Source organism: Candidatus Moranella endobia PCIT, assembly GCF_000219175.1.
Lineage (GTDB): Bacteria > Pseudomonadota > Gammaproteobacteria > Enterobacterales > Enterobacteriaceae > Moranella > Moranella endobia.
Genome location: NC_015735.1, coordinates 152,681 through 171,532, shown reverse-complemented (window position 1 = coordinate 171,532; position 18,852 = coordinate 152,681). Strand labels below are relative to the sequence as shown.

Sequence of the window (18,852 nt, the reverse complement as noted above, 5' to 3'; positions counted from 1 at the left end):
TTCATTGACATGAAAAACCTAGATTTACATACTCCCATGATGCAGCAGTACCTGAAATTGAAAGCGCAGCATCCAGATATACTATTGTTCTATCGGATGGGAGATTTTTACGAGTTATTTTACGATGACGCTAAACGTGCGTCTCAGCTGATAGATATATCTCTCGCCAAACGGGGCACCTCCGCCGGCGAAGCGATACCTATGGCAGGAGTTCCCTATCATGCGGTAGATAATTATCTGGCCAAATTGGTGGCGCTGGGTGAGTCAGCCGCAATTTGTGAACAGATTGGCGATCCCGCTACCACTAAAGGGCTAGTTGAACGTCGTGTAGTTCGTATCGTCACACCAGGTACTTTGAGTGACGAAGCTCTACTACAAGAACGCCAAGATAACCTACTAGCCGCAATTTGGCAGGCGCTACAGGGCTTTGGTTATGCTACGCTTGATATTACCTCTGGTCGTTTTTTAGCTTCGGAACCAGCAGACAAAGATGCCCTGGCCGCGGAATTACAACGCACCAATCCAGCAGAGCTGCTATATCCAGAAAATATGGATCTTTCTCTAATCAAACATCGTCGAGGTCTGCGGCGTCGGCCGCTGTGGGAATTTGAGCTTGATACTGCCCGCCAGCAGCTCACCCGCCAGTTCGGTACCAGTGATTTATCCGGTTTTGGCATGGAGCGAGCGCAGTTGGCTCTGTGTGCAGCCGGCTGTCTACTACAATACGCCAAGGATACCCAGCGCACCTCATTACCGCACATTCGTGCAATCACACTAGAGCGTCCACAGGACCGTATTGTAATGGATGCAGCAACGCTACGTAATCTGGAGCTCACGCAAAATCTCAAGGGGGGCGACGAAAATACGCTGGCGGCCGTATTAGACCACACGGTCACTCCCATGGGTAGCCGGATGTTGAAACGCTGGTTACATATTCCAACTCGAGATATCACTATACTTACTAACCGTCAGGAAAGTATTCGCGCTCTGCAGGATCCCGTGTTAGATCTACTACGTCCGTTACTGAGTCAGATTGGTGATCTGGAGCGGGTGCTAGCGCGGCTGGCGTTGCGTTCGGCGCGGCCGCGCGATTTAGCACGTATGCGTCATGCTTTTGCACAGTTGCCAACCATTAAAACTATGCTTAAGGTTAAGTCTAATCAATATTTGCAATTGTTGTTAGAGCGGATAGGGGAATTCGACATTTTGCAAAATTTGCTAGCGCGGGCGATTATTGAATCGCCACCGGTGCTAGTGCGTGATGGCGGCGTTATTGCCTCTGGATACAATGCTGAATTAGACAAATGGCGTAGCTTTGCGGTCGGCGCTACCGATTATCTCGAACATCTTGAGCGTCGAGAAAGGAAAAAAACTGGTTTAGAGACGCTGCAAGTAGGTTTCAACGCAATACATGGCTATTTCATTCAACTAAGTCGCTGCCAAAGCCATCTAGCGCCAAACCATTATGTACGTCGTCAAACGTTGAAAAACGCCGAGCGCTACATCATTCCAGAACTTAAAGAATACGAAGACAAAGCAATAATATCTAAAAGTAAGGCGATAGCGCTGGAAAAAGTACTGTATGATGCGCTATTTGACCTGCTTTTGCCACACCTGCCAGCGCTACAGCAAAGTGCGGTAGCGCTGGCAGAGCTGGATGTGCTCTGTAATCTAGCAGAGCGCGCGGAAACATTGAACTATATTTGTCCGGTGATTGATGTTCGGTCTGGCATCCAGATTACCGGCGGTCGCCATCCAGTTGTAGAACATATGCTGAGCGAACCTTTTATCTCTAATCCTTTAGTGTTATCTGATGCACGGCGAATGCTGATCATTACAGGTCCCAACATGGGCGGGAAAAGCACTTATATGCGCCAAACTGCTCTGATCGTGCTGTTGGCTTATATTGGCAGTTTTGTTCCTGCTGAGCAAGCAGTCATAGGAGTAGTAGATCGCATCTTTACCCGTGTTGGTGCTGTTGACGATCTGGCTTCTGGCCGATCTACTTTCATGATGGAGATGACAGAAACCTCTAATATTCTGCATAACGCTACGCGTTATAGTCTGGTGCTAATGGATGAAATTGGCCGCGGCACCTCTACCTACGATGGGCTATCGCTGGCCTGGGCCTGCGCAGAAAATCTGGCTGATCATATTAGGTCAATGACATTATTTGCTACACATTATTTCGAATTGACCACCATGCCAGAAAAAATAAAAAACATAGCAAACGTGCATTTTGATGCAGTGGAGTGTAGTGACACCATCACATTTATGCACAGCGTGCAAGATGGTGCCGCCAGCAAGAGTTATGGTTTGTCAGTAGCGGCACTAGCGGGAGTACCGCGTGAGGTTATCAAGCGCGCATATCAGAAGCTTCAGGAATTAGAAACTGTCTCTACAGGTATAGTGAACAGCTCACCGTGCGCGCTGCTAATACCGGAGGATAAGCCGGATGTTTCGTTTTCGGCTATTATTGATGCGCTAAAACATCTAGATCCTGAGAATCTATCGCCACGTCAGGCGCTCGAATGGATTTACCGTCTAAAAGAAATGCTATGAATAGCTATTCAGTAGTTATCTATCGAAGTAACGATGTATTTACACTGCTTAAACTTTTCTACGGTATATATTTGTTATATATTAATCTAATCTCCCAAAATTTAGCGCTGCGGAAGATAACACAGTGGGTTAACTGATTTACTCTTGTAACGAATTTCAAAATATAACTTAATGGTGTTAGTACCGGTACTACCCATGGTAGCAATTTTTTGCCCTGAACTAACGGTTTGTTTTTCACACACCAGCATAGTATTATTGTGAGCGTAGGCACTTAAGTAATTATCATTATGTTTGATAATAATCAAATTCCCATATCCCCGCCAGGCATTGCCTGCATAAACTACTCTACCATTGCTGGTAGCTAAAATAGCTTGACCTAGAAAACCAGCAATATCAATACCTTTGTTGCCAACTTCCGCAGCAGAAAAATTTTTAATAATCTTACCATCAGTCGGCCAATACCAATCACTGATTGGGGTGCTGACGCTGCCCAATTCTATTGCGGTACTTGATAATACTACCCCCGGCGCATTGTTATTCGATGAGCGCAACGATATTTCGCTTATACTGCTTAAATGATCATTATCACTCTTGCATGGCTGGAAATTAACGATCAAGGTAGGCACAGAAGTCATCAATTTTCCATCTGTGGTATTATTACAAGTAATTGGCACCAATGTTTGTAACATTTGACCTACTACGTACAGGCTGGAATGTTTCTTAATGTTGTTTATTGGCGCTAAATACCAATAGTTTTTCCAGTAAAAACTATATAGCGTATCACAGCTGTTTACAGCTATTTACCTGTTCCTATTATAGTTAATAGGAAAACTACTTACAATTAATTTAACTTATATTATAATATATCTGTCCATTTTTGGAGTAGATTTACTTGAACGTCTTTAGACTTTAAAGTCTTTAATACTACTGACTGTCGCCAAAGCGGACAACTGGTTAAATGATAGCATTTGATTAACAATGCTAGTAATCATGTCAAGATATTTTATATCTATTACGATTTTACTATATAAAATTTTCCAGCATAAGCATCTTACTGTCGAATTACCAATCACGATCAGATGTTCTGGTATACAAGTTTGCACTGACTAGTGCTGATCGTCGACGCTAATAGTTCACTATTGCACTACTGCGCCGCCCAAACACGCTAGCGTGACATGGTGGTGGATGGCAGACTTAGGCTTAAGCTGAGAATTAACATAGTCTCTGGGGAAAACTGGTTGATTACTTAACCTGATGTGAGATAGGATTTTTCTGCAGGCATGCTTTGTGCCAGATTATTTTCATTTGCTAGAGTAAGCGTGCTAAGTATTGTGTTAGGATTTTCAATCTGGCCGTATCGTAAAAAGCTTCAGCACTATCACTTAATTAAGGATTAACATGAATGTTATTACAGGTATTATTGCCGCTCCCAATGCGCGTGTGGTTATTGCGGTTGCGCGCTTTAACCACTTGATCAATGATAATCTGCTGGATGGCGCAGTAGACTCTCTAACGCGCATCGGCCAGGTCAAAGAAAAAAATATCACAGTTGTATGGGTCCCTGGTGCTTACGAATTACCGTTAGCAGTCAGTGCGCTTGCAGATAGCAAAAAATATGACGCTGTCGTCGCGCTGGGCACTGTTATCCGTGGCGATACCTCACATTTCGACTTCGTCGCTGGCGAATGTAGTGCCGGCCTAGCAGCTATTGCTGTGCGCACTACGTTACCAGTTGTTTTTGGTGTGCTTACTACAGATAGCCTCGAACAAGCTATAGAACGTGCCGGTACCAAGGTCGGTAATAAGGGCGCTGAAGCTGCGCTAAGTGCTCTGGAAATGATCAACGTCTTACAAGCTATCAAAATTTAAGTATAGGAGGGGAATGGTGTGTGGAAACCAACCGCTCGTCGCCGTGCTCGTGAGTGTGCCGTCCAGGTGCTTTACTCATGGCAATTATCACATAATGATCTCTCTGAGATAGAAATCCAGTTTATGGCTGAGCAGGATATGTCGGATGTAGATATAGATTATTGCCGTGCGCTGTATGCCGGAGCAGTGATGAATGCCAAAGAACTGGATAAGCTGATGGTTCCTTATTTATCACGTCAGCTGAAAGAGCTTGGCTACGTGGAATATGCCGTGTTACGTATTGCACTATTTGAATTAAGCCAGTGCCAGGATGTACCGTATAAAGTAGCCATTAACGAAGCGATCGAGCTAGCTAAAACTTTTGGTGCAGAAGATAGTCATAAATTTATCAATGGTGTGTTAGACAAAATAGCACCAAAGATTCGTCCCAATAGAAAATAGCTAGCCAATATAAAATATCTAGACAGAGCCAAATTTATCAGTACAATCGTTATCCAGCGCTAGTTCACACCAAAGCACAATTTACACAACCGTCCTTGAGCGATTTATTATCTTCTAGTATAATATACCAATTACCAATACCGTGGCTAATTTGTTGTGCTGGTGAATTGTGCAATGACTTTCCAAAAGTAAAAAATATTGACTTATCCAGTCAAGAAAGTAAGATGTTCGCCAACAGTGGCGCCCTCGGTGAGGTAGCCAAGAGGCTGAAGGCGCTCCCCTGCTAAGGGAGTATACAGTAAAAGCTGTATCGAGGGTTCGAATCCCTCCCTCACCGCCATTGGTAATTTGTAATAAATGCATCCGTAGCTCAGCTGGATAGAGTACTCGGCTACGAACCGAGCGGTCGGAGGTTCGAATCCTCCCGGGTGCACCATGGAACAAGCTTTTAAAAACACTTTTAAAAAATTAAGTTAACTACGTTAAAGACAAGTTATGTCGTTTGCTTGAATTTTGCTTAAATGAAACATGCTTTTCTGCAGCTGAACGTATAGTTTTTAAATTAACATTCAGTACGGTAGTTTATTTTATTTCAATGCCAGTTTCTTGTAAATCTGCGTGGTAGGAAGAGCGCACGAAAGGCCCGCAGGCGGCATAAACAAAACCAATCGCTAGAGCTTCTTGTTTGAGATCATTAAATTCCTGCGGGCTTACATACCGTTTAACCGGTAAGTGATTATGGCTCGGCTGCAGGTATTGACCAAGTGTTAACATTGTCACGCCATGATGATATAAATCACGCATTACATTGATAATTTCATGGGTGGTTTCTCCAAGTCCCATCATCAGACCTGACTTAGTCTGAAGATTGGGATTAGCGTTTTTAAAATTTGCTAGTAACTTAAGCGACCGATGATAGTTGGCACCGGGTCGAACTTGACGATAAAGGCGCGGCACGTTTTCCAAATTGTGGTTAAAGACATCAGGTGGTTCGACATTGATTATCTCGAGTGCACGATCCATACAGCCACGAAAGTCTGGCACTAGGATCTCAATACGAATTGAAGGGTTCTGGTTGCGGATTGCTCTAATACAATTAGCAAAATGCTGGGCGCCACCGTCACGAAGATCATCACGATCGACGGAAGTTACCACGACGTAACGTAGCTTCATTTCAGTGATGGCTTGCGCCAGGTGTTCCGGTTCTTTGGTATCTGGGGTGACTGGGCGACCATGCTTGACATCACAGAACGGGCAACGCCTGGTACAGATGTTTCCTAAGATCATAAATGTGGCGGTGCCGTAGTTAAAACATTCCGCTAGGTTTGGGCATGATGCTTCTTCGCACACTGAATGCAGGCCATGTTTACGCATCATGGCCTGGATACCTTTAATACGACTAGAGTCGACTGGCAGTCGAATTTTCATCCATGGGGGCTTACTGAATATTTCCTGATGTTCTGCTGCGTCTGTCCTGATAGGAATAGTAGCTATTTTAGCAGCGTCATAGTCTTTAAAACTACGTTCCATTTATCTCGTTTACTCTCACAATACTGTAGATTATTTAATACTTAAATACTTAACTTATTATTATATATGATAATGGATATTATTACATGTTATTACAGTGTATGCATCGAAAAAATTCGCATCATGGCATGGGTGGCCAGCATGTATAGAACATGCACCCGTTGTTTAGACACCGTATTGTAACGGATCCCAGTCCTGTATCTCGCTGGCAGTGGTTTCTAGTTGCTGCCGACATTTAGCTAATAATACTGGTATTACATCGTCAATACCCGTGCCGGGGGATAGATCTTTTACTTGCGTCATCCGCAAGCCGGCATAACCACAGGGGCTGATAAGCAAAAAAGGTGATAGATCCATTGCCACATTTAAAGCTAATCCGTGTAAGGAACAGCCTTTGTAGATACGTAAACCAATCGAACAGATTTTATCTGCACCTACGTATACGCCGGGCGCATTAGCACGGGCGTGAGCCGAAATAGAGAAGTTGGCTAGGGTGGCAATGATCATGCTTTCCAGCAAGGTAACCAAGTCACGCACACCAAGCCGGCGGCGGCGCAGATCTAACAGAATATATATTATCTGTTGTCCTGGACCATGGAAAGTCAATTTTCCCCCGCGGTCAGTTTTAATCATTGGTATAGAACTAGTCTGTAGCGCCGGCGCGTTATTACCGGCCTGGCCGTTAGTAAAAACCTGCGGATGCTGCACTAGCCAGATTTCGTCATCGCTGGCGGCATGGCGCTTATCGGTAAAGCTATGCATCGCCAGTGCTACTCGCTCATAAGGTTGTAGATCTAGCTGGCGGATAACAAGACCAATATTATTTAACACTATTAGCCTCTGTTACGGTTACCGCACTATATTGTGATCGTTATACTGGCACGTGAATTCTAGCCAGACATTCAGTTTGGTGAGCATAATTATGCCGGTAGATTATACATTTAAGCCACTGCACTGCTGTGTTAAAAATTTGCTCTTTATAGACGATTGGTTCAAAGATACCCTAATTTTTAGGGAGATTAATCGGGTGGCTGCCTACGGGTGGTAAGCTTAGCCAACAGACGTGCAATACGATGACGTATATCAGGGCGCCGTAATATTAGATCGATGATGCCTTTTTCTAACAAAAATTCGCTACGCTGAAAGCCTGTAGGCAGTTTTTCACGTATTGTCTGTGCAATTACACGTGGACCAGCAAAACCAATCATTGCTTTCGGTTCGGCAACATTTACATCACCAAGCATGGCTAAACTGGCCAAAACGCCCCCCATGGTAGGATTAGTCAATACAGAAACATAGGGTAACCGCTGCGCGCGCAGCCTAGCCAGCGCAGTGCTAGTCTTAGCCATTTGCATCAGCGACAACAGCGATTCCTGCAAACGAGCACCTCCGCTGGCGGAAAAGCAAACGAGCGGACATTGGTCAGCTATCGCTTGCTCTACCGCGCGCACAAAGCGTGCACCAACTGCTGAAGACATCGATCCTCCGAGAAAGGCAAATTCAAAGGACGCTGCTACTACCGGTATGCTATAAAGTGTTCCTTTCATCACTACCAGTGCGTCTTTCTCTTTGGTTACGTTTTGAGCCACCACTAGTCGATCCTTATACTTTTGCAAGTCCTGGAAGTTTAATATATCTTTTGGCTCAAACTTTGTGCCAAGTTCATATTCACTTCCTTTATCTAGGAAAGCATACAGGCGCGCGCGCGCGGTTATACGCATATGGTGATCGCATTTGGGACATACCTCAAGATTACTCTCTAACTCCGCTCGGTACAACATCTGGCAACAACTATCACACTTGGTCCATACACCATCTGGAATATTTACCCGACGCACCGGAGTGAGATTGCTTTTATGAATCATTTTGTCAATCCAGCTCATCGATAACCTTTCGTCAATTTTATCTTTTGCTTGTTACCAAGGTAATATTATCGATTAGATTGACCATAATGTACAGAAAAGTGATTGAAAAATTTGGCTTTATTATTCACATTTTGTGACAGCTAGCTCTTGATTTTATCTACCATTACGGTAATTGCGGTGTCCAGTCAATAGGCTTTTTGCCTTGTTGTACCAGCAGGTTATTTGCCTGCGAGAAATGGTGGCAACCGAAAAAGCCGCTAGACGCCGACATAGGCGATGGGTGCGGTGCTTTAAGCACATAGTGGCGTTGGGGGTCGATAATTAGGCCTGTTTGCTGGGCATGGGATCCCCACAGCAAAAATATGATCCCTTCACGGTGCATATTAAGTACCTTAATAACCTTATCTGTAAACATTTTCCAACCAAGCCGGGCGTGGGAATAAGCTTGCCCAGCTTCGACTGTTAGTACAGTATTGAGTAGCAACACACCTTGTTGCGCCCAGCTTTGCAGACAGCCATGGTTGGGTATGACAAAACTGGTAATGTCATTAGTCAGCTCTTTGTATATATTTAAGAGCGATGGTGGTACGGGTACACCAGGTTTGACGGAAAAAGACAGACCATGGGCCTGATTGGGTCCATGATATGGATCCTGGCCGATAATAACAACTTTTACAGCGGATAATTCAGTTAAACGAAAAGCATGAAATACCTCCTTATCTGGTGGATATATGGTCACTGCTGCTGCTCTTTTTCTGGCGACAAAGGCCAATGTTTCCTGAAAGTAAGGCAGCTGTTTTTCTTGCTTTAGAGTGTCACGCCAGGTAAGCATTTGATTGGTCTTGCCAATATAAAATAATTATGGTTCTCGCCATAAACATTTACCACCCTGTTGCTGTACAAGATCTAACCGTTGCTCATGAGACGATACTTCTTCATTGCTAGCATAAATTATCTTTAGCGCAGTTTTTGGCTGCTGTACCTGCTGTTGGAGTTTGATTTTACCCCCATTAATGTTCCATTCCTCTTCTTCTATCGCAAAGCGCATGGTGGTCTGGCCGCCGGTCATCAGTAAGAAAATATCTGCCAGAATTTTTGCGTCTAATAAAGCGCTGTGTAAGATACGCTTACTTTTATCGATCATATAGCGTTCACACAGTGCGTCTAGACTATTACGCTTACCAGGAAACATTTTACGCGCCAGTCGCAAGCTATCCGTTACCTTGCAAAAGGTTTCAGTTTTTGCGATGCCTAGCTTAAGCATCGCAAATTCATAATCCATAAAACCAATATCGAAAGGAGCGTTATGAATTACTAGTTCGCTTCCGCGAATAAACTGCAAAAATTCATCCGCCACTGCAGCAAAGGTTGGTTTATCCACTAGAAAGTCATTGCTTATACCGTGTACCTGAAAAGCTTCTGGGTCTACCAGACGGTCAGGTTTAAGATAGACGTGGAAGTTCCGACCGGTTAGGCGACGATTAATGACCTCTACCGCCCCGATTTCGATTATTCGGTGTCCTTGGTAGTGGGTACCAACCTTGTTCATACCAGTTGTTTCAGTATCCAGAATAATCTGTCGTGTAACTTCAGTGCTCATATTATACTTGTGGTTTATGAAAAATTTCAGCTTTTACTAGGATTAAGTTTAACAGATATGTGCAAACCAATTAAAATTTTTACCGATGGTTCGTGCCTGGGCAATCCTGGTCCAGGTGGCTATGGCTACATTTTGCGTTATAAACAGTATGAAAAAACTTTTAGCGCAGGTTATCACCGGACTACCAATAATCGTATGGAGTTGATGGCGGCCATCGCCGCGCTGGAAGAGCTGACAGAAGCTTGCCAGGTCGTACTCAGCACTGACAGTCAGTACCTTCGCCAAGGAATTACACAATGGATTCATACTTGGAAACAACTAGGCTGGAAAACTGCTGAAAAAAAACCAGTTAAAAACATCGATTTATGGCAACGGCTAGACATGGCAATTCAGCTTCATACTTTACGCTGGGATTGGGTAAAGGGTCATGCTGGGCATCCAGAAAATGAACGCTGTGATGAACTGGCGCATATTGCCGCCGGTTATCCTAATTATGATGACATCGGCTATTGTGTTAAATTGCACACGAGAGACTACCAGACAGATTGACGATTACTCGCAGATATGTGGTGTTAATGTTTATTACATTATTCATTACGATACCTTTTTTGAGTTTCTACGGTATCGTCTGTGATAGTTTACTAGCCAGCTAATCGCGGTTGATGAAAACCTACTGTTTCAAGTATAATATTATTTGCGCCGATTAGCTCAGCGCTATGGTCTAGCGCTCTAACTTGTTGGACACGCGGCGGCATGTTTTTTTTAGTTAAATATGCGCTCTAAGCGCCGCGAATAGCGACAGAAAGTCGCTAGCTAATGACTCTCTCTCATGAATATTACTACTCAGCTATAGGTTAAGCTTTTTAGTATCATGATATTATACTTTATTCAATACGCTTGCTGTACGTATGAGCGTTACCATATTTCGCTTAAGGAACACTGGTGGTGGTTGACATGCAAGAGCTTTACTGTCCGGAAGATATAGAACCAACCGTCCAGCAATATTGGCATGAAAACGATACTTTCACGGTTAAAGCAGACCCGAGCAAGGAAAAATACTACTGTCTATCCATGCTGCCCTATCCTTCCGGCCGCCTGCACATGGGGCATGTGCGCAACTATACTATCGGCGACGTTATAGCCCGCTATCAGCGCATGCTAGGTAAAAACGTCCTGCAGCCTATTGGCTGGGACGCGTTTGGCCTACCAGCAGAAGGGGGAGCAGTTAAAAACAACACAGCACCAGCGCTTTGGACCTATACCAATATCACTTATATGAAGCGTCAGCTTAAACTACTGGGCTTCGGTTACGATTGGCATCGTGAAATTACTACTTGCAGTCCTGAATATTACCGTTGGGAACAGTGGTTTTTCATCCGACTGTATGAAAAAGGCCTAGTATATAAAAAACATTCGTCGGTCAACTGGTGTCCACAAGACCAGACAGTTCTGGCGAACGAACAAGTACTCAATGGCTGTTGTTGGCGCTGTGATACCAAGGTTGAGCGCAAGGAAATCCCGCAGTGGTTTGTGAAAATTACCGCCTATGCCGACGAACTTCTATATGATTTGGAAAAGCTAGAAAATTGGCCAGAGCAGGTTAAAACCATGCAGCGCAACTGGATTGGCCGTTCGGAAGGGGTAGAAGTAACATTTCAGGTCGATAACAGTGAAGAAACGCTCACGGTTTACACCACCCGTCCAGATACTTTGATGGGTGTCACATATGTTGCGGTGGCTGCAGGTCATCCTCTATCGCTACAGGCAGCGGTATCAAATACGGCGCTAGCATACTTTATTCAGGAATGCCGCACCGGCAAGGTAGCAGAAGCGGACAGGGCTAAAATAGAAAAAAAGGGAATTGCCACCGGCCTGCACGCCCTACATCCTCTAACCGGCGAGAAATTGCCAGTCTGGATCGCCAATTTTGTGCTAATGGATTATGGTACCGGAGCGGTTATCGCGGTGCCTGGGCACTCCCAGCAAGATTTTGAGTTCGCTAGTAAATATAACTTACCCATCAAGCCGGTAATCCGCAATATCGACGGTAGTGAGCCTGATATCAGCACCAAGGCAATGACCAAAAAAGGGGTGCTATTCAATTCTGGTGAATTTGATGGTCTAGATTTTCAGGACGGCTTCAATGCTATTGCTGATGTATTGGTTGCACGCGGAGTTGGCAAGCGCAAGATAAACTATCGTCTGCGCGACTGGGGGGTTTCCCGCCAGCGTTATTGGGGCGCGCCAATTCCGATGATAACGCTTGCCGACGGCACCATTGTACCAACGCCGGCAGAGCAATTGCCGGTTGTGTTACCAGAAGACTTGGTTATGAACGGAATTTCAAGCCCGCTGAAATCAGCTCAACAAGATTGGGCTAAGATTAATTACTGCGGTCAGCCGGCGCTGCGTGAAACCGATACCTTCGATACGTTTATGGAATCTTCCTGGTATTATGCACGCTATACCTGCCCGGATTATGACGGCGGCATGCTCGATCCTGGCGCTGCCAACTATTGGCTACCTGTTGATCAATATATTGGCGGCATCGAGCATTCCATCATGCACCTGATATATTTTCGTTTCTATCACAAGCTGATGCGTGACACTGGCTTAGTCAACTCCGATGAGCCTGCGAAACGCCTGTTATGTCAAGGTATGGTTCTAGCTGACGCCTTCTACTACTTAGGTGATAGCGGCGAGCGCGTCTGGGTATCGCCTGTTGAGGTCCGTGTAGAGCGCGATGAGCAGGGCAGAATTTTCAAAGCGACAGATACTACTGGCCGCGTACTAGTATATGCGGGTATGAGCAAGATGTCAAAATCGAAAAACAATGGTGTCGATCCACAGGAGATAGTAAATAAATACGGCGCCGATACCGTTCGCTTGTTTATGATGTTCGCTGCACCCGCCGACATGACGCTTGAATGGCAGGAAGCTGGTGTAGAAGGCGTCAATCGATTTTTGAAACGGGTCTGGAAACTGGTGTATGAACATACTCAGATGGGCCAAGTAGGTACGTTGGATATTACAGTCTTAAACAACGCACAAACGAAGCTGCGTCGTGAAGTACATAAAACTATAGCCAAGGTAACCTTGGATCTAGGCTGCCGCCAAATGTTCAACACTGCCATCGTCGCCATTATGGAACTGCTGAATAAGCTAACGCGCGCTCCGCAGCAGACCGGGCAGGATCGAGCCCTGCTGCAGGAGGCCCTGTTAGCAGTTGTAATAATGCTTTATCCTTTCACACCCCATGTTTGCTTCATGCTATGGCGGGCGTTGGGCGGCGAAGGGGAGATCGATAACGCCCCTTGGCTGATCGCAGATGAATCTGCTCTGATGGAAGAGACTAAAATGGTTGTTATTCAGGTCAATGGTAAACTACGAGGCAAAATTACCGTACCAGCAGAAGCTGATGAAGCCTTAGTACGTGAACTTGCTTTGCGGGAACAAAATGTGGCGAAATATCTGGAAAGTAATACGGTACGTAAAGTAATTTATGTGTCTGGTAAACTACTTAACTTGGTCGTAGGTTAACAGAAGGAGGTATTTTGCGATATTGGACTGTACTGATAATGGGTTTTGCTGTTGCTATCACCGCTGGCTGTAGTTCTTACTTACGTTGCACCACTACCCAAGTACCAACCGAAATTAACACCATAACCATAAAAAGTTATGATCCTTACGGGCCACTTACTCGCTGTGTGCTATCTGAGCTACGTATGAATAACATCAAAATTATTGACGCCGCTAATCATAATCCACTGTTGTCTCTGCGTATTATTCAGTCGGCGGAAAGTCAGGTAGCCACCTCATTATTCCACAATGGTAAAACCGCCGAATATCAGATTACGCTAGGCGTACAAGCGCAAGTTGTTACACCCGGCAAAGATTACTACCCTATAGAGGTGAAAGTTAATAGTGCTGTTTTTAATAACCCACAGATAGCACTAGCGAAAGATGCAGAAGTTAATATCATCCGTCAGGAATTGCGTCAGCAATTGGCGAAGCAGCTAGTGCGTAAACTACTAATGGTACATACCCATGAGTCAGCAAATAATTAAACTATTGACACAGTCCTAATCTAAAACTTGTAAAACTTTTGTTTTTAAGGCTGGTGATGTCATGATCCGACTATATGCCGATCAGTTAGGCGCGCAGTTACAAGATTCATTATGCTCCTGTTATTTGCTGTTCGGCAACGATCAGTTTCTTTTGCGAGAAAGCCAGGAATGTATTCGCAACCAAGCAAAATCAAAACAATTTAACGAACATTTTCGCGTCACATTGGATGCCAGTACTGACTGGAGTTTCATTTTCAGCTTATGCCAAACACGCAGTATGTTCGCCAACCGTCAGATGCTGTTATTTTTCTTGCCAGATGGCGTCATTCCAGCCAACATGGGAAAAAATATGCTTCAGTTGGCTTCTTTGCTACATGATGATCTCTTGTTAATCCTGCGCGGCAGCAAGTGGACCAGCACCTTGGAAAACAGCACCTGGTTTAAAGCACTTAGCCCACACGCAGTACTGGTTAGCTGCACCACTCCAGCACAGAGACAGCTGCCTGGCTGGGTGGTTAAGCGAGCAACCAGTATGAAGATGAAGCTTGATAATGCTGCTTGCCAACTACTATGCTATTGCTATGAAGGCAACCTGCTGGCGCTGGACCAAGCGCTAGCCCAGTTATCACTAATGTATCCAGACGGGAGTATGACGCTGTCGCGGGTCGAAGCTGTGGTTAACGACGCTGCACACTTTCAACCGTTTCAATTAATCGACGCTGTTTTGTCAGGCAAAAGTAAACGTGCTGTGCACATTTTATGTCAGCTAAAACTAGAAGCAGTGGATCCCACCATCTTGGTACGCATGTTTCAGCGCTTAGTACTACAGTCGTTAACAATGAAAGGCAAATTGCAAGGCGCTAACATCAGCAATTTATGCCAAAATAGCCAACTACTGCTAACGCCGCAGTTAGAGTTAAAGCGGCTTACTATGTTGCAGTTGCGAGACGCGGTAGCGTTGATGACCAAGATTGAATTGGAACTTAAGCATAATTATGATTATCCTGTTTGGTCTGAGTTAAATGCATTGGTGCTGCTATTATGCGGTAATAAGCTACCAGCGGCGATGTGCTGCTAGTTTTTGCTGTTTATGTCTGGCAAGTTGCTACCATTGGCACTACACATCATCATAATTTGATACAACAATAAATAACTAAGACATTTTTATTTTTGTAGTCAAATATGCTTGACCTTCAAGAGTATAATCCCTACATTCAGTTTCCATAAAAGTCGTTAATTTTTGGTGAGGTGTCCGAGTGGCTGAAGGAGCACGCCTGGAAAGTGTGTATACACACAAGTGTATCGAGGGTTCGAATCCCTCCCTCATCGTCATAATCAAGATGCAGGCTAGCCACTTATTCGGCACCAGCAGAACTTAAGTTCTACTAGGTCAGCGAGACTTAATAATATTATTACAACACAGTAAATAACACTAACATCTAATCTTACTTATAAAGGGGCTTCTGCCATTTATTTGTTAATAATCACGGCTCGCGTTGAGCAGCAGCCGTGATACATGTGTGATGTTTACTTGACGCGCAGAATACGACTGGTGTTTGTAGTACCTACTAGATCCATTACATCCCCCTGGGTGATGATGACTAGATCACCAGATTTCAAGAAACCTTTATCTCTCAGTAAATTAGTAGCATTAATTGCTGCTGCCACGCCTTCACTATCGCCGTCAAAGTATACTGGTGTTACGCCGCGATAAAGAGCGGTAAGATTTAGGGTATGTTCGTGTCGCGATAGAGCAAAAATTGGTAGACCAGAACTAATCCTGGACATCATGAGTGCGGTGCTGCCAGATTCCGTCATTGAGATAATTGCTGTTACACCCTTAAGATGATTAGCAGCATACATAGCAGCCATAGCTATGGCTTCTTCAATATTGTCAAATTGCACGTCCAACCGATGCTTGGAGAGATTAATACTGGGAATTTTTTCCGCTCCAAGGCAAACGCTTGCCATAGTAGATACTGTTTCGGCTGGATACCGCCCTGCTGCCGTTTCGGCTGACAGCATTACCGCGTCGGTGCCGTCTAGCACCGCATTAGCAACATCCATCACTTCAGCGCGCGTGGGCATCGGGTTATTAATCATTGATTCCATCATCTGCGTAGCAGTAATAACGGCACGGTTAAGAGTGCGGGCTCGGCGGATTAATGTTTTTTGAATACCTACTAATTCTGGATCGCCGATTTCCACACCTAAGTCGCCCCTTGCCACCATCACCACATCTGAAGCGAGAATGATTTCGTCCATGGCTTCCTCGGTAGCCACAGCTTCTGCTCTTTCTATTTTTGATACAATTTTGGCATAGCTGCCGGCCTCACGCGCCAGCCGGCGCGCATAGTTAAGATCTTCACTAGTGCGGGGAAATGAAATCGCCAGGTAATCAACACCTATTTTTGCTGCAGTAATGATATCTGATTTGTCTTTCTCAGTCAGAGCTTCAGCAGACAAACCACCTCCAAGCTTGTTTATACCTTTATTGTTGGACAGCGGCCCACCTACCGTGACTTGGGTATAAACCCTGATACCCTGAACTTCGAGCACTTTCAGTTGTACTCGGCCATCATCTAGTAGCAGTATATCGCCTGGCGCCACATCTTCCGGTAAACCTTTATAGTCAATGCCTACACGTTCGCAGTCACCTTCACCGCGGCCTAATGAAGCATCTAGTAAAAATTTGTCGCTTACTTTCAGGACAATGTTCCCGTCCCTAAAAGTTGAAATGCGTATTTTTGGCCCCTGTAAATCACCAAGTACCGCGATATGTCGGCCGAGGCGGGCTGAAATATCGCGCACTTTTTGTGCCCTTAGGATATGCTCTTCTGCGCTACCGTGTGAAAAATTGAGGCGAACAACGTTGGCTCCGGCGTTTATTACTTTTTCAAGATTATTATCACGATCGGTTACCGGACCGAGAGTAGTGACAATTTTTGTTCTTCTTAGCTGTCTGGACATGGATAACTCCGGTGAATTGGTCAATATGATGTGGTTTCAACAAACAGACTAATCTGGTGGCATATCATATGTGTAACCGTTTTTAGCTGCAAATCTTCCCCCTGTTAGTAATATTCTGTGTGCGTTGGCTAGTTTATTAGTTAGGCTGTTGTAGAAGGCGCGACTGCTTCCATGTTGTATGCTGTTGTTATTATAATTATTTTAAGATGTCATTATACCGCATGATAAGTAATTTACCAATGTAGCAAAATAAACTACGCATGAGTAATTAAATGTAGTGAACCAGAGGCTGACTGTGATCCAACTTTCAAATCGGTAAGACAACAATAAGATTATCAATTAATAACACTATTGAAAACAAAGCCGAGTGTAATTTATCAAGACACTGTCAGCAGATTAAACATCTTGCACTAGGAGAATAACATGGTGGTCAAATCAACAATACCGGCCTGTGATATAGTTATTTTTGGCGCAAAAGGCGATCTAGCGCGGCGTAAGTTGTTGCCTTCTCTGTATCAACTGGAAAAAGCCGGTGCACTGCATCGGGAAACACGTATTATCGGCGTTGGACGTGCGGACTGGGACATCAAAACTTACACCAAGGTTGTACGTTTAGCGTTGGAAACCTTCATGAATGATGATATTGACGACCAAGTATGGAAGACACTTAGCACTCGCTTCGATTTTTGTAATCTTGATGTTAATGAAACTAATTACTTTAGTCGGCTAGGTGTAAAACTAGATCAGCAGGCAAGAGTGACAGTGAATTACTTTGCCATGCCTCCTACTACCTTCGGGGCAATTTGCAAAGGCTTGGGTGCTGCGGGGCTGAACAGCAAACCTAGCCGCGTCGTCATGGAAAAACCGCTCGGTACCGATCTTACTTCTTCCAATAGGATAAACGATCAAGTTGCAGAATATTTCACTGAGAGTCAGGTGTATCGTATAGACCATTATCTTGGCAAAGAGACAGTGCTCAATTTGCTGGCGCTGCGTTTCGCCAATGCTCTATTCACCTCAAATTGGGATAACCGCACTATCGATCATGTTCAGATTACAGTAGCCGAGGCAGTAGGCATCGAAGGCCGATGGGGATATTTTGATCAAACCGGCCAAATGCGGGATATGATCCAAAGCCATCTGTTGCAGATCCTAACTATGATAGCCATGTCGCCTCCATCAGATTTTACTACCGACCGTATCCGGGATGAGAAAGTGAAGGTTCTTCGCTCGCTACGCCCTATAAATTATAGCAATGTGCATGATACTACAGTGCGTGGACAGTACACCAGCGGGTACGTGCATGGGAAACTAGTGCCAGGTTATCTGGAAGAAGAGGGAGCGAATAAAAACAGTCGCACCGAAACCTTCGTTTCCATTCGTGTCGACATCGATAACTGGCGATGGGTAGGTGTGCCCTTTTATCTACGTACAGGCAAGCGCTTGCCGAATAAATGTTCCGAAGTAGTTGTTTATTTTAAACAGCCTGCACTCAACTTATTTCAGGATTCCTATCAGCAGCTACCGCAGAATAAATTGACTATCCGTCTGCAACCGGATGAAGGCATGGATATTCAGATTCTAAATAAGGTTCCAGGTTTAGATCATAAACACCGGTTACAGACCACGAAATTGAATCTAAGTTTTACTAATACTTTTAACCAGGAACATCTAGCTGACTCTTATAAACGACTATTACTTGAAACCATGCGAGGTATTCAAGCGCTGTTCGTTCGCTGTGATGAAGTAGAAGAAGCTTGGAAATGGGTAGATTCAATTATTGCAGCCTGGAAGGCGGTAAATGATGTACCGCAACCTTATCAGGCTGGTACCTGGGGGCCGAGAGCCTCTGTCGCGATGATTACCCGCGATGGGCGGTCGTGGAATAAGTGTCATGAGGGTGAGTAACTACAGTCGTTAACCTATCTCTTTACTCATATTGAAGATG

14 protein-coding genes, 3 tRNA genes and 1 pseudogene are annotated in these 18,852 nt (G+C 44.6%); 11 read left to right on the top strand and 7 right to left on the bottom strand.

Features of this window, described 5'->3' with window-relative positions:
• Positions 1–9: 9 nt before the first annotated feature.
• A complete protein-coding gene (gene mutS, locus MEPCIT_RS00745) occupies positions 10–2,562 on the top strand; it encodes a DNA mismatch repair protein MutS (RefSeq protein WP_013975553.1) in 2,553 nt (850 codons plus the stop codon).
• A gap of 101 nt (positions 2,563–2,663) precedes the next feature.
• Here mutS and MEPCIT_RS00740 read toward each other — a convergent pair.
• A pseudogene (locus MEPCIT_RS00740) lies at positions 2,664–3,047 on the bottom strand (peptidoglycan DD-metalloendopeptidase family protein); the annotation flags it as partial.
• Positions 3,048–3,960: 913 nt separating this feature from the next.
• Between MEPCIT_RS00740 and ribH the strand changes: the two are divergent.
• The 4 genes from ribH (at position 3,961) to MEPCIT_RS00720 (ending at position 5,308) form a co-directional block, all read left to right on the top strand.
• Positions 3,961–4,431, top strand: a complete 471-nt coding sequence (gene ribH, locus MEPCIT_RS00735) for a 6,7-dimethyl-8-ribityllumazine synthase (protein ID WP_013975551.1) — start codon at positions 3,961–3,963, stop codon at positions 4,429–4,431.
• Between the two features lie 18 nt (positions 4,432–4,449).
• A complete protein-coding gene (gene nusB / locus MEPCIT_RS00730; RefSeq protein ID WP_013975550.1) occupies positions 4,450–4,872 on the top strand; it encodes a transcription antitermination factor NusB in 423 nt (140 codons plus the stop codon).
• A 248-nt stretch (positions 4,873–5,120) separates the two neighbouring features.
• Positions 5,121–5,212: transfer RNA gene (locus MEPCIT_RS00725), tRNA-Ser, on the top strand.
• 19 nt (positions 5,213–5,231) lie between these two features.
• A tRNA-Arg gene (locus MEPCIT_RS00720) sits at positions 5,232–5,308 on the top strand.
• Between the two features lie 146 nt (positions 5,309–5,454).
• On the opposite strand, the gene lipA is transcribed toward MEPCIT_RS00720, so the two are convergent.
• From lipA to dnaQ, 5 genes are all read right to left on the bottom strand, one after another.
• Positions 5,455–6,402, bottom strand: a complete 948-nt coding sequence (gene lipA, locus MEPCIT_RS00715) for a lipoyl synthase (protein WP_013975549.1) — start codon at positions 6,400–6,402, stop codon at positions 5,455–5,457.
• A 165-nt stretch (positions 6,403–6,567) separates the two neighbouring features.
• The gene (lipB, locus tag MEPCIT_RS00710; RefSeq protein ID WP_013975548.1) at positions 6,568–7,233 is read right to left on the bottom strand and encodes a lipoyl(octanoyl) transferase LipB; all 666 of its coding nucleotides are present in this window, start codon (positions 7,231–7,233) and stop codon (positions 6,568–6,570) included.
• Positions 7,234–7,421: 188 nt separating this feature from the next.
• On the bottom strand, positions 7,422–8,285 hold the full coding sequence (accD, locus tag MEPCIT_RS00705) for an acetyl-CoA carboxylase, carboxyltransferase subunit beta (RefSeq protein WP_013975547.1): 864 nt from the start codon (positions 8,283–8,285) through the stop codon (positions 7,422–7,424).
• Between the two features lie 145 nt (positions 8,286–8,430).
• Entirely contained in the window at positions 8,431–9,099 is a 669-nt protein-coding gene (gene ung, locus MEPCIT_RS00700; RefSeq protein WP_013975546.1) for a uracil-DNA glycosylase, read from the bottom strand.
• A 27-nt stretch (positions 9,100–9,126) separates the two neighbouring features.
• Positions 9,127–9,867, bottom strand: coding sequence for a DNA polymerase III subunit epsilon (dnaQ, locus tag MEPCIT_RS00695; RefSeq protein ID WP_013975545.1), 741 nt, complete (start codon positions 9,865–9,867; stop codon positions 9,127–9,129).
• 57 nt (positions 9,868–9,924) lie between these two features.
• On the opposite strand from dnaQ, the gene rnhA reads away from it, so the two are divergent.
• The 5 genes from rnhA to MEPCIT_RS00670 all read left to right on the top strand — a co-directional run bounded on the left by rnhA (position 9,925) and on the right by MEPCIT_RS00670 (position 15,263).
• Positions 9,925–10,416 carry a ribonuclease HI gene (gene rnhA, locus MEPCIT_RS00690; protein WP_013975544.1) on the top strand — a complete coding sequence of 164 codons (492 nt, stop codon included), beginning with the start codon at positions 9,925–9,927 and terminating at the stop codon, positions 10,414–10,416.
• Between the two features lie 405 nt (positions 10,417–10,821).
• Positions 10,822–13,407, top strand: a complete 2,586-nt coding sequence (gene leuS / locus MEPCIT_RS00685; RefSeq protein WP_015580558.1) for a leucine--tRNA ligase — start codon at positions 10,822–10,824, stop codon at positions 13,405–13,407.
• A gap of 38 nt (positions 13,408–13,445) precedes the next feature.
• Positions 13,446–13,934 carry an LPS assembly lipoprotein LptE gene (gene lptE / locus MEPCIT_RS00680; RefSeq protein WP_013975542.1) on the top strand — a complete coding sequence of 163 codons (489 nt, stop codon included), beginning with the start codon at positions 13,446–13,448 and terminating at the stop codon, positions 13,932–13,934.
• Positions 13,935–13,995: 61 nt separating this feature from the next.
• On the top strand, positions 13,996–15,012 hold the full coding sequence (gene holA / locus MEPCIT_RS00675; protein WP_013975541.1) for a DNA polymerase III subunit delta: 1,017 nt from the start codon (positions 13,996–13,998) through the stop codon (positions 15,010–15,012).
• Between the two features lie 164 nt (positions 15,013–15,176).
• Positions 15,177–15,263, top strand: a tRNA-Ser gene (locus MEPCIT_RS00670).
• Between the two features lie 198 nt (positions 15,264–15,461).
• On the opposite strand, the gene pyk is transcribed toward MEPCIT_RS00670, so the two are convergent.
• Positions 15,462–16,904 carry a pyruvate kinase gene (gene pyk / locus MEPCIT_RS00665; protein WP_013975540.1) on the bottom strand — a complete coding sequence of 481 codons (1,443 nt, stop codon included), beginning with the start codon at positions 16,902–16,904 and terminating at the stop codon, positions 15,462–15,464.
• 423 nt (positions 16,905–17,327) lie between these two features.
• On the opposite strand from pyk, the gene zwf reads away from it, so the two are divergent.
• Positions 17,328–18,812: a glucose-6-phosphate dehydrogenase gene (gene zwf / locus MEPCIT_RS00660; RefSeq protein WP_013975539.1), complete on the top strand. Its 1,485-nt coding sequence runs from the start codon at positions 17,328–17,330 to the stop codon at positions 18,810–18,812.
• The last annotated feature ends 40 nt before the right edge of the window (positions 18,813–18,852 follow it).